We start from the raw sequence: 15,150 nt of genomic DNA, 5'->3' as shown, positions 1-15,150 counted from the left end.
TACTTTAAACAAAATTTTTCCAATAGTACAACTATAATCCTTTAAAAATTTCTGAATTTTCAGTAATATACTATTATATATTTATCTAAAATATAAAACTACTTAATTTTATTATATGAAAATAACTTTCATTATATAAAAATAATTTGCACAATATTGTAGTGTTTATCTACTTATATTATGCAAATTATTTTTAATCAATCTCTATCATTTTACCATTAGCTACGTATATAATTTTTTCACATATATTAGTTATATGGTCCCCTATTCTTTCAAGATATCTAGCTACAAATAAAATTCTTGTTCCTTGTTCTACATTTTTAGCTTTTTCGCTCATTATACTTATAATATCTGGCTTAGAAATTTTATATATTTCATCAATTTTATCATCTCTAGATGCTATATCATATGCTAACTTTTCGTCACAGTCAGATAATGATTTTTTTATATCACTAAGCATACTTAAACATACACTTCCCATTTCTTCTATTCGATTTAATTTCATAATATGATCTTCATTTTCTATAGCTAGTGCCTCTTCAGCTATATTTTCAGCATAATCACCTATTCTTTCTAATTCTATAGCTATATTACTTAAAGCATATATAAACCTTAAATCTTTTGCCATTGGTTGCTTTAGTACAATTAATTCTATACTTCTATCCCTTATATATTCTCTTAACGTATCTATATCTTCATCTAACTTAATAACTTTTCTTGCACTATCTAAATCCTTATTTACTAGGCTATTTATTGATAAAGAAACTGCATCTTCACACTTTTCAACCATCCTGATTGCATATTCTCTTAAAGTATTTATGTTAAATTCTAACCTTGTAACCATCATGATTTTACTCCTTTTATATTATATAAATTCTAACCAAATCTACCTGTAATATAATCTTCTGTACGCTTATCAAAAGGATTAGTAAATATAGTTTTAGTTTCGTTAAATTCTACCAATTCCCCATTTAAGAAAAATCCTGTCTCATCAGAGATACGTGCTGCTTGTTGCATATTATGAGTAACTATTATAATAGTGTAATGTTTCTTAAGTGTTTCTATAAGTTCCTCAACTTTTAAAGTTGATATTGGGTCTAGAGCTGATGTTGGTTCATCCATAAGTATTACTTCTGGCTTCATAGCAATTGCTCTAGCTATACATATACGTTGTTGTTGACCACCTGATAAACCAAGAGCAGAAGACTTAAGTCTATCTTTAACCTCATCCCAAATTGCTGCACCTTTTAAACTTTCCTCTACGATTTTATCTAATTCTTTTTTATCTTTTATACCATGTATTCTTGGACCGTAAGCTACATTATCATATATACTCATTGGGAACGGATTTGGTTTTTGAAATACCATACCTACTTTTGTTCTTAATTTTATTACATCGTCAGATTTATATATATCTTCACCATCAACTTCTATTTTTCCTTTTATTGTTACATTATCTATTAAGTCATTCATTCTATTTAGTGTTCTTAGGAATGTAGATTTACCACATCCAGAAGGACCTATTAATGCAGTTACTTTATTTGACTTTATATTCATATTTATTTTTTTTAAAGCTTGATTGTTTCCATAAAATAAATCTAAGTTATTTACATTTAGTTTTGTTTTATTTATCATACTCATAATCCTTACCTCTCAGATATATTTTCTATATTTATATAAACTTTAGTAATTTGCTTTATTTAATTTATTTGCTATTATTTTAGCTATAGTATTTAAAGTTAATACTATGACTATTAATACTATACCTAGCGCTGCAGCCGTTTCAATATCTCCAGTTTCTTTAGTTAAAAGATATGCATGAACAGTCAATGTTCTTGCACTGCTAAATATTCCGGTTGGCATTTGAGCAACAGTACCTGCAGTTAAAAATATCGCTGCTGATTCACCTATAACACGACCTACAGATAATATTATTCCCGAAAGTATCCCTGGTACTGCACTTGGAAGAACTACCTTATATAAAGTTTGGAATTTTGTTGATCCAAGAGCTAAAGAAGCTTCTCTATAAGCTTTAGGTACAGTTTTTAAAGCTTCTTCTGTAGTCCTTATTATTAAAGGTAATATTATTATTGCAACTGTTAACGCTCCTGATAAAATTGAAAAACTTAATTTTAAAACAGTTACAAAGAAAATCCCTCCAAATAGACCATATATTATAGATGGTATTCCTGCTAAGCTCTCTGTTGCAAATCTTATTGCTTTTACTAATTTACCTTGCTTAGCATATTCTTGCATATAAATAGCTGATAATATACCAATCGGTGTTGCTATAACTATAGAAAGTACAACCATATAAATTGTTGTTATTATCATAGGAAGTATTCCACCATCTCCAGACGATGAGTAATCACTTATTAAAAATTGTAAGTTAAGTTTTCCTATACCTTTAGTAAATATATATCCTACTATTATAGCTAATGTTCCTACTGTAAATACTGCTGATAGATAGATTAAAAACTTTAATATATTCTCTTTTAATTTCCTCACCTTAATCTACCCCCTTAGATAATTTATTTAAAACTAGATTTAAAATTAATATAAATGAGAATAATACTACTCCTGTAGCAAATAGCATTTCTTGATGAGTTCCAAATGCATATCCCATTTCAAGAGCTATATTTGTTGTAAGTGGTCTTACGCTTTCCATCAAAGATCCTGGCATCACTGGAGAGTTACCTGCAACTAATATTACAGCCATTGTTTCTCCTAATGCTCTACCTATACCTAGTACTACAGCTGCTAATATTCCTGATTTAGCTGCTGGTAAAATCACTTTGAATATAGTTTCTATTTTCGAAGCACCTAGGGCTAAAGAACCTTCTTTATAAGCTTTTGGTACTGCTCTTATTGCGGTTTCAGATACTGATATTATTGTAGGTAACATCATTATAGATAAAACTATTATTACTGCTAATAGACTTTGACCTTTTGGTAAATTAAAGGCTTTTTGTATACCAGGTACTATAAATGATAGTCCAAATATACCGTATAAAACTGATGGTATACCCGCTAATAGTTCTACTGCAGGTGACATTAGTTTAGCAACTTTTTTAGGTGCTATTTCTGCAATAAATACAGCTGTTAATATACCTACTGGAACACCTATTATTAAAGACCCACCTGTTGCTAATAATGAAGCCACTATCATTGGTAAAATACCAAATTTATCAGACGAAGGTAACCAGTCAACTCCTGTTATAAATTTAGTAAATGAGTATCCCTTTGCTATGAATGGCGTTAATCCTTTATAAAATACAAATCCTATTATAAGAAGTAAACTTACTACTGCAACTAATGCACTAATAAAAAATATATTTTTAGCTACATTCTCTGCTATATATTTACCTTTATTATTTTTACATTTATACTTCTCACTTATCTCTACAGATTGAGATTCAATTGACATTAAAATTCCCTCCTATTTTTACTATTCTATTTAAAATAAGCTTTTTATGTTTAATTTGTATTCGCTTTCTTTAATTAGATAATATAATAGAAAAGTTAAATCTAAATTATATCCAAGTTAAGTAAAGGTAAAAATATTACATACTCTTAACGTTTTTTTACATTATAAAAAACAGCTATTTTAAGAAAAACTCTTAAAATAGCTGTTTTTTATTTAGTGGAAATCTATACTAGTTTACTCTTATGAATCCTTTTTCTTCTAATATACTTTGACCCTCATCACTTAATATGAAGTCTATTAAAGATTGTGCATTATCAGATATTCCATCTTTGTTTACTAGTATAAATGGTCTTGCTATTACATATTCATTATTTGCAACGGTTTCATGATTTATTTCTACACCATCTATTTTAACTGAATTTACTTTTTCATCAACATATCCAAAAGATATGTATCCTATTGCATTTTCATTTCCTTCTACAGTTGACTTTATATTACCTGAACCGTCACTTATAGTTGCATCTGATACTAGTTCTTCAGACTCAAATCCTACTTTTTCTTGGAATCCATCTCTAGTTCCTGATCCATCTTCTCTTGATACAACTACTATTGGAGCATCATTTCCTCCAACATCTTTCCAGTTAGTTATTTTTCCTGTGTATATATCTCTAACTTGATCTAAAGTTAAATCAGTTACATTATTTGCTGAGTTAGTTATGACAGCTATACCATCTGTTGCTATTATTGTTTCTTTTAATCCAGAACTCTTTTCTTCATCTTTTAAATCTCTAGATGACATTCCTATTTCAGATACTCCTTCTATAGCATTTTTTATACCTGCTGAAGAACCTAATTGTTGAACTTCAACTTTTATTCCTTCATTTTTTTCTTCAAATGCTTCTGCTAATTTTTCCATTGGAGATCCTACTGAAGTTGAGCCTGATACTGTTACCTTAGAGCTTGATGAACTTCCTGCATCTGATCCAGAGCCAGCTCCACATCCTACAGCTAATCCTGCAACTAATATTGTACTTGATAATAATGCTAATACTCTTTTTTTGAACATTTCATTACCCCCGATATATTTTCAAATTTAGTTTAACTTATTTGTTTACTTTTCTTTACAACTAAATAATACATATTTTTTGTTAACTAAATATTATAAATCAGTTAAATGAAAGTAAATAATGTTAAGAGTATGTAAACACTATAACTTCAATACAATTCCTGCAATAGCTCCAATTAATAGAAATAAAGCAGGGTGTTTTTTAGATTTTCTAGTAATAAAAAATATTATTATAAATAAAATTAAAGATTTATAATCGAATAAGTTTATTATATTTTTTGAATCTACAAATCTACTCCATGTCAATATTGATATATTTACAACTTGAAACCATGCTACAGCTATAAGACCTGTTACAGCAGGTCTTAATCCACAAAATACAGCTTCAACCTGTTTACTTTCTCTAAATTTACTTAAAAAATGTGCAACTATTATAATAATTATAAATGCTGGCATCACTAATGCTGTAGTCGCTACTAAAGATCCAATTACTCCGCTTGCTTGAAAACCTGCAAATGTAGCCATATTTATACCTATTGGACCTGGAGTTGATTGAGATACTGCAACCATATCCGCTAAAGTAGACTCATCAAACCAAGTATAATTTCTAGCTATATCATATAAAAAAGGTAATGTTGCTAGCCCTCCTCCTATAGCAAATAAACCAGTTTTAAAAAATTCATAAAATAATTGTATATAAGTAATCATTATTTCTTTCTCCCATATGTAATTATAAATCCAACTATTGCGGCTGCAATAACTATATATATAGATGAAACCTTTAATATTGCCCCCAATATAAATGTTAGTGCAAATACAACAACACCAATTTTATCAACTATAGAATTCTTCCATAACTTTATAATAGCATTTAATATAAGAACAGCTACCACAACCCTGATTCCCGAGAATGCATTTTGAACAATCTCGAATTGTGAGAAGTTTTTTAAACAAGTTGCTATTATCATTATTATTACTAAAGATGGAAATACAACTCCCATTGTTGCAAAAAGCGCTCCTAAAATCCCCTTTACCTTATATCCAACAAACGTTGCTGTATTTACAGCTATTATTCCTGGAGTTGTCTGGCCTACTGCATAGTAATCTAATAATTCTTCACTAGTAGCCCACTTTCTACTTTCTACAACTTCTTTTTCTAACATAGGAAGCATTGCATATCCACCACCAAATGTTAGTCCTCCAATCCTAAAAAAGGTTTTAAATAAGTCAATCAATTCACTCATAATATGTATTCCTCCCTATTATCTCTCGGTTAAAAATATAAAATGGGCTAATCAAATTATAAATTATAATTTAATTGCCCTTTATTTTTATAATTCTTTTTCTAATTTATCTACTAAATTACTAAATACACTTAATGCTTTATCTACAGATTCTTTTTTCTCCATATCTACACCTGCAGCTCTTAACTGATTAAGTGGATAGTCTGAACCACCACTTTTTAAAAACTCTATATATCTTTTAACTGCATCTTTTCCTTCATTTAATATTTGTTGGCTTAATGCACTTGCTGCAGAAAATCCAGTAGCATATTTATAAACATAGAAGTTTGAATAGAAATGAGGTATTCTAGCCCACTCTAAGCCAATTTGCTTATCTACATTACAAGATTTCCCATAGTACTTTTCATTCAGCCCATAATATATATCTGTAAATTCTTTAGCTGTTAAAGGCTCTTTTCTTTCAACCTTTTCATGAGTTATTTTTTCGAACTCAGCAAACATAGTTTGTCTGTATACAGTAGTTCTAAACTGCTCTAGATAGTAATTTAATAAATATATAGTTTCTTCTTTAGAGCTTGAGTTTTCTAGTAAGTAATTTATCAGTAGCAATTCATTTAAAGTTGATGCTACTTCTGCTACAAATATTTTATAATCTGAATATAAATATTCTTGTGTACTTCTAGAATAATAACTGTGCACTGAGTGACCTAATTCATGTATTAGTGTGAATAAGGAATTTAAATCATCATGATAATTCATAAGAATATAAGGATGAGAATCATAACTTCCCCAAGAGTAAGCTCCACCTTGTTTGCCTTCATTCTCATAAACATCTATCCAACGCTCTGAAAATGCTCTTCTTATAATACTTAAATAATCTTCCCCCAAAGGCTTTAATGCTTTAAGTATTATATCTTGAGCTTTTTCATAAGGTATATTCATATCAAAGTTTTCAGTTAATGGTACATATAGATCATACATATGTATTTCATCTAGCTTTAAGAATTTTTTCTTTAGCTCTATATATTTATTAAGTGAATCTAAGTTTTCATCCATAGCTAGTATAAGATTATTATATACATCTACGTTTACATCATCATTAAATAATGAGCCTTCTAATGCTGAGTTATATTTTCTCATCTTAGCATAAAATATTTCAGATTTTATTCCTCCATAAAGAGTTGATGCAAATGTATTCTTATATTTTTCATATGTAGAATAGACTGCTTCAAAAGCATCTTTTCTAATTTTTCTATTTTTACTTTTTAATAGTACTGAAAAATTAGAATTAGTTAACTTTATTTTATTACCATCTTCTCCATCTATTTCAGGAAATTCTAAATCAGCAAATGAAAGCATGTCATATACATTTTCCGCTACACCTGATATATCTGATACTGCTGCTAATATTTCCTCTTCTTTTTCACTTAATGTATGTGGTTTTTGTCTTATAATATCATCTATATATTTTTTATAAAATCTAAGTTCTTCTGATTGTAAAAATTCTTTTAGTTTATTATCATCAATTGATATTATTTCTGGGATCATATATGAAGTTGCCATTGATAGTTCTGTTGAAATCATTTCTATCTTAGTTGCTATAGCTTGATTTTCATTAATTCTAGTATCTTCATGTAACTTCATATGTGTGTATACATATAAGTTCGAAACAATTCTAGAAGCATCTATTGATAGTATAAGAGCTTCACATAAATTATCTTTACTATCTCCTAGCTTTCCTTTATATAATTTAACTTTATTAATTAAATCTTCTACCTTCTTTATATCTAAATCTATATCCTCTTCATTCGGATACATTTCCTCTATATTCCATTTATATTCTTCTTCAATTAAATTTCTATCTTTGTTCATATGATTCTCTCCTTTATAATTTAATATATAAAATCTATAAATAATACATTTTCAATTTTATTTAATTCATTTTTTAATTCACTCATAATTATTCTTCTATCATATACTATATAAAAATTTATTCTCCAAATACTATTTCCTCCTGTATCTATATCCATATTTTTTACAGTAATTTGAGATTTAATCAATATATCATATATTATAGATACTATATTTATATTATTTACAGTTATACTTAATATAGCTTCTTTCTTTTTAAAAATAACTCTATCTATCCTTTTTAAGATGTATAAAGTTATCATAACAAAAAGCCATGCTAATATCCCTAGTATATATTGACCATATCCTATCGTTATTCCTATACATGCAGTTGCCCATATTCCCGCAGCTGTAGTTAGTCCCTTTATTCCATTAGATGTTTTTAAAATTGCTCCTGCACCTAAAAAACCTATCCCCGATAATACTTGAGCAGGTAACCTACCTGGATCCATGTTTGCATAAATATAATATTCTTGAAATAACATTAAGGCAGTTATTGATGTTATACACGATCCTACTGAAACTAATATATGAGTCCTAAAACCTGCAAATTGATGAGATTTTTCTCTTTCTAATCCTGTGAGCCCTCCCATAAATAACGCTAATAATAATTTTATTATAATTTGTTTTGTGTCTATAAAAATCCCCCCAATCTTTTATAGACTCATTTAATCTAAAGAATTCATATCTTTATTTTCATGACTTATAATATTTATATGTCTAGGATAAGCTATCTTAATATTATTTTTGTTAAAAACTATTAAAATTTGTAATTTTGATTCTTTAAGCGCAGAAAAATACCTATACGACTTTACCATTCCCGTGATTGTATATTGAGCTCCAATAGAACTTTTATCTATATCTGTTACTCCATATACACAAAATCCCTTATTTTTATTTGAATTTATATCTTTATATAAATAATCACTATATTGATTATTCATTATCTCACAAACTTCTTGCAGTGAACTAATTACTTTATTAGGGTCTTCTTCATAAGATACCTTTACATGAACCACTACTCTCATTTTATCTTTACTATAATTTTTTATACTATTTATACTTCCATTTGGTAAGGTTATCCTTCTAAGGTCCCAATCTCTCAAACTAGTACTCCTGATTCCTATCTCTTCTACCGTTCCTCTAAATTCTTCATTTATAATAACAAAATCACCAACTTGTAATTGTTTTTCAAATAAAATAAAAAAACCATTAAATATATCCTTTAGTATACTTTGAGATGCAAATCCTGCTATTAATCCTACTATACTTGCTCCAGTAACTAATGATCCAAATTTTGTTGCATCAACTATCCCAAATTCTCTTAATACCAAAATTACACATATAACAAATACGATATAATATGTTATAGAAGATAAAACACTAGAAAGAGTATTCTCATACCTAACATCAAAATTTGTAAATTCAAATAATCTATGCAAAAGATATTGTATAAGCTTAATCAATATGTATGAAATTAAAACTATTATAACTGAATTTATAATTTTCCCTATAATCATACTAAATCATCCTTTATATTAAATAATTTTCCATCTTAATTATTTAATATTCGCCATTTACATTTTATTATACTTCACATAATGATATTAAGATTACTAATTTTAGATATAAAAAAACCCACTTTCGTGGGGCTATTTACTTAAAAATATATACTTATTTATTAAAGAATCTATTTTTTTACTTGATTCAACTAATTCATCTTTAAATATTTCAGGATACTGTATATAAGTATTTATTTCTTGTCTCAATTCTTCTATTTCAGTTTTTAGTGTTTCCAATTCGCTATTCGCCATAATAATCACCACTATTATAAATTTGTATTCTTATAACAATTTTATCAAATATTGATATTCTTTGTCAATGAATTTTTACATATATTGCCAATCTTAGGTAAACAACATTTAGCTACAATACCTACAAAACAACCTGTAACTAACGATGTTATAAGCATGAACGGAAGATATCCTATCATAAAAATATTTTTTACAATTACACTTGCTACTATAAGTTGACCTATATTATGTCCAATTGCTCCAATCATACTTATGCCTATCAATGAAAAACCCCCTATTTTTAAAAGCATATACATAGATATTAAACTTAAATACGCCCCCCCTATACTAAATAATAAATAAGATAATGGCCCCGAAAAAATAGATGATAGTATAACCCTTATTGTTATAATTATTAAAGTATCCTTTACACCTAATATTATTAAAGAAATAAGAGTTATAATATTTGTTAATCCTAATTTAGCCCCTGGAAATAAAGCTATTAGCGGATTTGGAATATATATCTCTATTATATATAAGATTAAACTATATCCTATCATTAGACTTAAAAATGTCATCTTCTTTACTTTCATACATTTCATCCCCAAATATCATATTATACTTACATATTAATTATAGTTCATATATAACTAAAAAACTCTTTATATAAGTAAAAATTTTTTATTTATATAAAATTGCTTAAATATAGTAATAACCCCTATTACTTGACTTCTCCTATTTATATTGATACAATTTTTATGATAATGAATTTCATTAGGAGGTATAAATAATGACTGTTTGCGATTTAAAAGTTGGTCAAAAAGGTATAATCAGCAATATAGATGGAAACGACAAGTTAGTCAAAAGACTACTTGCTTTAGGTTGTATAGATAATACAGAAATAGAAGTAACAAAAATCGCTCCATTTGGAGACCCTATTGTAATAAAATTTAGAGGAGTTAATTTTGCACTTAGAAAATATGATGCCCAAAGTATATCTTTAAAATAATATCAAAAGAGGTGATTACGTATGATTAATGTGGCATTACTTGGTAATCCTAATGTTGGTAAGACAACAATATTTAATGCTCTTACAGGATCTAATCAGTATGTTGGAAACTGGCCTGGGGTTACAATCGAGAAAAAAGAAGGTTTTTTATGTGATGATATAAAAATAGTAGACCTACCTGGTATATATGCAATGGATACCTTCTCAAATGAGGAAAAAGTAGCTAAATCATTTCTAGAAAATGATAATGTTGATGTTATCGTTAATGTTGTTGATGCATCTAACTTAACTAGAAATCTGTACTTAACTACTCAACTTATGGAATTTAATAAACCCATAATAGTTTTATTAAATATGATGGACGTTGCTGAATCAAAAGGTATTGATATTGATACTAAAAAGTTAAGCGAAGAGCTTAACATAACTATAATTCCAACAATAGCTAAAAAGAAAGATAATCTTTCTTCTATTGAAGAATCTATTAGAAGTGTATCTGGCAAAACAATAAATTATAGTAATAACTTCGGGAATGAAATTGAAACATATAAAAAATTAGATAATATACTTGATAAGTGTAGTAAATCATCTACATTTAGAAAAAAAAGTATAAGTGATATAATCGATGATATAGTTTTAAATCCTATACTTGCTTATCCAATTTTTATAGGACTATTATTACTCCTATTCAAATTTACATTTGATTGGGTTGGGGGTCCTCTTCAAGAGGGATTAGCTGGAATTATAGAGACCTATGTAATGGCTCCTTTAGATATCACACTATCTAACTCAAGCCCATGGTTTAAGTCTTTAATTATAGACGGTATATTAGGTGGTATAAGTGGAACATTACCATTTTTCCCATTAATATTCACTTTATTCTTAGGAATATCTTTATTCGAAGATAGTGGTTATATGTCTAGAACTGCATTTTTAATGGATAAGATAATGAGTAAGGTTGGATTATCTGGTAAAGCTTTTATACCAATGGTTATGGGATTTGGTTGTTCATCTCCTGCTATAATGGCTACAAGAACATTAGAAAGTGAAAAAGATAGAAAAATAACAGCTTTAATAGCACCCCTTATGACTTGTGGTGCAAGACTTCCTATTTACGCTTTATTTGCTGCCTTATTCTTCCCTGGTAAAGAAGCTATTATTACTATGTCTTTATATTTAACTGGTATAATAGTAGCTATTTTAGTAGCATTAGTTTTAAATAAAACAGCTTATAAAACAGAAATAGAACCATTTATATTAGAACTTCCAGAATATAAAGTTCCAACATTAAGCGGATTATTGAAAAATACTTGGAATAAATCAAAAGGCTTCTTAATAAGAGTTGTTACAGTAATGTTTGCCATGTCTGTAGTTATATGGGCACTTTCATCATTTAACTTCTCTGGATTTACTGAAAATATAAATGATAGTTTCTTAGCTTCAATAGGAAAACTAATTGCTCCAATATTCGTTCCTTTAGGATTTAGAGATTGGAGAATATCAGTTTCAATTTTAACAGGATTAGGGGCTAAGGAAATAGTTGTAAATACCCTAAGCGTTCTTTTTGGAAACTTAAACGAAGTTTTACCTACTGTTTTTACAGGAGTTAGTGCATATTCATTCTTAATATTCTCAGCGCTTTATACTCCTTGTATAGCAGCCCTTGCTACTATGAGAAAAGAATATGGAAATAAAATGATGATGATATCTTTATCTTATCAATTTATTCTTGCATGGGTAGGAGCTTTTATTGTAAATATTATAGGAAGTTCTATAGTTGGTAATTCTAACAGTTCAATGATAGAGCTTTTAATTGGTGGGGCTATAATATGTTTAGCAATAGTTATACTATTTAAAATGATGAGAAAAGAATCTAATGGTTGTTCTTCATGTTCTAGCTGTTCATCTTGTCCATCAAACTCTAGCTGTTGTTCTGATGAAAAAATAGAATCGAATGAAGCAAAAAAAGACGCTGTAAAAAAATCAGTTTAATATAAAAGGTGAGATTAAATTTTTAATCTCACCTTTTTACTTATAGCTTTTATATTTTAAAATTTAACATTTAAAGTTACTTCTTTACCACCTCTATATACAACTACCTTTGTGCTATCCCCTGATGAATAAGTATATAAAGATTTAGTTAAATCTGACATACCAGTTAAATTTGTATCTCCTAATTTCACTATTACATCTCCAACTTGTACCCCTGCTGTTTTTGCAGCACTATCATCTATAACTTCTGCAACATAAACACCTGCATCAACACCAAGACTTTGATTAGTAGCTGATTCATATGTTGATACATCTGCTCCTTTTATTCCTAAAGTAACTTTATCATAAGTTCCACTATTTATAATTGACTCAACTATAGGTTTTGCTGTGTTTATAGGTATTGCAAATCCTAAACCTTCACCTTGAGAGGCTTTAGCTGTATTTATACCTATTACTTGACCATTTTGGTTTAATAAAGGCCCTCCACTATTACCTGAGTTTATACTTGCATCAGTTTGTATAAGACCAGTCATTGTCCCTTGTTCTGTTTCTATAGTTCTATCTAGTCCACTTATTATACCTTGAGTAACACTTCTCTGTAAATCTAGTCCTAATGGGTTACCTATTGCTACTGATATATCACCGGTTCTAACTTCATCGCTATCTCCAAATTCAGCTGGAGTTAATCCAGTCTTATCCACTTTAACTATAGCTAAATCTAATTGAGCATCATACCAGGCAACCTTACCTTCTGATGTAGTTCCATCATTAAATAATACATTAACAGTATTTGCTTCTCCATCAGATACAACATGTGAGTTAGTTAATATATATCCATTTGCATCAACTACTACTCCTGTACCAACACCTTCTGATTGAGTTGGTATTGCAAATCTATTATTTGTACTAATAGTTGTAGTTGTTATCCCAACCACTGAAGGCATTGCTTTTTCCGTTACTGCATGATATACATTTTGAGTTTTTCCACTATCATTAACTACAATTTCTGAGTTCGTTGTCCCTGAATTACTAACCCCTATACTATTTCTTACTATAGCTATAGTTAATAAAGAGCTTAAAGCTGAGCAAATTATTGCTACTATTACAACTAATCCTATGCCTCTTTTTCTCGACATAATATCTCTCCTCCAAATTTCAATTATTTAAGTTTAAAAATATTCTACCTTTTATTATTTTCACTTTTTTATTTTTAATACGAAACTAACCTATGTAAAATAAAAAAGAAATCACCATAAGATATTATATTTATCTTTTGATGATTTCATTATATAATTTGTAACTTAATTAAACCTTAATTATTAAGTCTTTTTTCTAATTCTTCTCTTTCTTTTTCAAATCCAGGTTTTCCTAATAATGCAAACATATTTCTCTTATATGCTTCAACACCTGGTTGATTAAATGGATTAACCCCTAATAAATATCCACTTATAGCACACGCTTTCTCGAAGAAGTAAACTAGATATCCAAAGTTATATTCATTTAATTCTTCCATACTTACTAATAAATTAGGAACTTGTCCATCTGTGTGAGCAAGTAAAGTACCTTGGAATGCTTTCTCATTTACAAAGTCTACACTTTTTCCAGCTAAATAATTTAACCCATCTAAATCTACATCTTCCTTTTCTATAGCAACAGTTCTTCTTGATTTTTCAACATTTATAACTGTTTCAAATAATATTCTCTTACCTTCTTGAATATATTGTCCCATAGAATGTAAATCAGTTGAGAAATCTACAGATGCTGGGAATATGCCCTTATTATCTTTCCCTTCACTTTCACCGTATAGCTGTTTCCACCATTCACTTACATAATGTAATTGTGGCTCATAATTTACTAATAATTCTATGTCTTTACCTTTTCTATGTAATATATTTCTAACTACAGCATATTGGTAACTTTGATTTTCTTTTAAATTTGATGTTCTATATTCTTCACAAGCTTCTTTAGCACCAGCCATCATTGCATCTATATCAAGTCCTGCTGCTGCTATTGGTAATAGTCCTACAGGAGTTAAAACTGAGAATCTACCTCCAACATCATCTGGTATAACAAAAGTTTGATAACCTTCTTCATCCGCTAATTGCTTAAGAGCTCCTTTTTTAGAGTCTGTAGTTGCATATATTCTTTTTCCTGCTTCTTCCTTACCATATTTCTTTTCTAAGAAGTCTTTAAATATTCTAAACGCTATTGCAGGCTCTGTTGTAGTTCCAGATTTTGATATAACGTTTATAGAAACATCTTTATCTTTTATAATATCTAATAAATCCATCATATATGTAGAACTTATGTTATTTCCTACAAAGTATATTTCTGGAGCATTTCTATCTTCTTTACTTAAATTATTTCTGAAAGAGTGGCTGCACATCTCTATAGCAGCTCTTGCCCCTAAGTAAGATCCACCGATTCCTATTACTAATAGAACATCTGAATCTGATTTTATTTTTTCTGCAGCTTCTTTTATTCTATCAAATTCTGCTTTATCGTAATTATTAGGTAATTCAACCCACCCTAAAAAATCATTTCCTAAACCAGTCTTTTCATGAACCATATCATGAGCTAAATCTACGTATGGTTGCATAGATAACACTTCTTCTTCATTGAAAAAATTAACTGCTTTACTATAGTCAAATTTTATTTTTCCCATAACTTTACCTCTTTCTTAAAAAATAGTCTAACCAAATTATAACATA

At 28.4% G+C, this 15,150-nt stretch carries 16 protein-coding genes; 2 read left to right on the top strand and 14 right to left on the bottom strand.

Features of this window, described 5'->3' with window-relative positions; all coding sequences use genetic code 11:
• Window positions 1-193 precede the first annotated feature (193 nt).
• The 12 genes from phoU to EIH23_RS04065 all read right to left on the bottom strand — a co-directional run bounded on the left by phoU (window position 194) and on the right by EIH23_RS04065 (window position 10,034).
• Complete coding sequence (gene phoU / locus EIH23_RS04120; protein ID WP_122638957.1) at window positions 194-847, bottom strand: phosphate signaling complex protein PhoU; 654 nt, start codon at window positions 845-847, stop codon at window positions 194-196.
• A gap of 29 nt (window positions 848-876) precedes the next feature.
• Window positions 877-1,641 (bottom strand): phosphate ABC transporter ATP-binding protein PstB, encoded by a 765-nt coding sequence (gene pstB, locus EIH23_RS04115; RefSeq protein WP_122638956.1) that lies wholly within the window; start codon window positions 1,639-1,641, stop codon window positions 877-879.
• A 42-nt stretch (window positions 1,642-1,683) separates the two neighbouring features.
• Window positions 1,684-2,508, bottom strand: a complete 825-nt coding sequence (pstA, locus tag EIH23_RS04110; RefSeq protein WP_122638955.1) for a phosphate ABC transporter permease PstA — start codon at window positions 2,506-2,508, stop codon at window positions 1,684-1,686.
• A 1-nt stretch (window position 2,509) separates the two neighbouring features.
• Entirely contained in the window at window positions 2,510-3,427 is a 918-nt protein-coding gene (gene pstC, locus EIH23_RS04105) for a phosphate ABC transporter permease subunit PstC (protein WP_122638954.1), read from the bottom strand.
• Window positions 3,428-3,656: 229 nt separating this feature from the next.
• Window positions 3,657-4,493 (bottom strand): phosphate ABC transporter substrate-binding protein, encoded by an 837-nt coding sequence (locus tag EIH23_RS04100; RefSeq protein ID WP_122638953.1) that lies wholly within the window; start codon window positions 4,491-4,493, stop codon window positions 3,657-3,659.
• A 141-nt stretch (window positions 4,494-4,634) separates the two neighbouring features.
• Window positions 4,635-5,201, bottom strand: a complete 567-nt coding sequence (locus tag EIH23_RS04095) for a chromate transporter (RefSeq protein WP_207734738.1) — start codon at window positions 5,199-5,201, stop codon at window positions 4,635-4,637.
• On the bottom strand, window positions 5,201-5,737 hold the full coding sequence (locus EIH23_RS04090) for a chromate transporter (protein WP_122638952.1): 537 nt from the start codon (window positions 5,735-5,737) through the stop codon (window positions 5,201-5,203). The genes EIH23_RS04095 and EIH23_RS04090 overlap by 1 nt, the downstream gene beginning before the upstream one ends.
• Before the next feature lie 87 nt (window positions 5,738-5,824).
• Complete coding sequence (gene pepF / locus EIH23_RS04085) at window positions 5,825-7,609, bottom strand: oligoendopeptidase F (protein WP_122638951.1); 1,785 nt, start codon at window positions 7,607-7,609, stop codon at window positions 5,825-5,827.
• A gap of 20 nt (window positions 7,610-7,629) precedes the next feature.
• Window positions 7,630-8,265, bottom strand: a complete 636-nt coding sequence (locus EIH23_RS04080) for an MgtC/SapB family protein (protein ID WP_279265821.1) — start codon at window positions 8,263-8,265, stop codon at window positions 7,630-7,632.
• A 51-nt stretch (window positions 8,266-8,316) separates the two neighbouring features.
• Window positions 8,317-9,168, bottom strand: a complete 852-nt coding sequence (locus EIH23_RS04075; protein WP_122638949.1) for a mechanosensitive ion channel family protein — start codon at window positions 9,166-9,168, stop codon at window positions 8,317-8,319.
• 132 nt (window positions 9,169-9,300) lie between these two features.
• Window positions 9,301-9,462 carry an aspartyl-phosphate phosphatase Spo0E family protein gene (locus tag EIH23_RS04070; protein WP_122638948.1) on the bottom strand — a complete coding sequence of 54 codons (162 nt, stop codon included), beginning with the start codon at window positions 9,460-9,462 and terminating at the stop codon, window positions 9,301-9,303.
• Window positions 9,463-9,506: 44 nt separating this feature from the next.
• A complete protein-coding gene (locus EIH23_RS04065) occupies window positions 9,507-10,034 on the bottom strand; it encodes a Gx transporter family protein (protein ID WP_122638947.1) in 528 nt (175 codons plus the stop codon).
• Window positions 10,035-10,231: 197 nt separating this feature from the next.
• Here EIH23_RS04065 and EIH23_RS04060 point away from each other — a divergent pair, with 197 nt between their 5' ends.
• Window positions 10,232-10,450 (top strand): FeoA family protein, encoded by a 219-nt coding sequence (locus EIH23_RS04060; RefSeq protein ID WP_122638946.1) that lies wholly within the window; start codon window positions 10,232-10,234, stop codon window positions 10,448-10,450.
• Window positions 10,451-10,471: 21 nt separating this feature from the next.
• A complete protein-coding gene (gene feoB, locus EIH23_RS04055; RefSeq protein ID WP_122638945.1) occupies window positions 10,472-12,439 on the top strand; it encodes a ferrous iron transport protein B in 1,968 nt (655 codons plus the stop codon).
• A 56-nt stretch (window positions 12,440-12,495) separates the two neighbouring features.
• On the opposite strand, the gene htrA is transcribed toward feoB, so the two are convergent.
• Complete coding sequence (gene htrA, locus EIH23_RS04050) at window positions 12,496-13,578, bottom strand: serine protease HtrA (RefSeq protein ID WP_164488994.1); 1,083 nt, start codon at window positions 13,576-13,578, stop codon at window positions 12,496-12,498.
• Between the two features lie 173 nt (window positions 13,579-13,751).
• Complete coding sequence (locus EIH23_RS04045; protein ID WP_122638943.1) at window positions 13,752-15,104, bottom strand: glucose-6-phosphate isomerase; 1,353 nt, start codon at window positions 15,102-15,104, stop codon at window positions 13,752-13,754.
• Window positions 15,105-15,150: the final 46 nt, after the last annotated feature.

Source organism: Romboutsia sp. Marseille-P6047 (assembly GCF_900604535.1).
In the GTDB taxonomy this organism is placed as follows: Bacteria; Bacillota; Clostridia; order Peptostreptococcales; family Peptostreptococcaceae; genus Romboutsia_E.
This window is presented reverse-complemented; position numbering and strand designations above follow the sequence as displayed.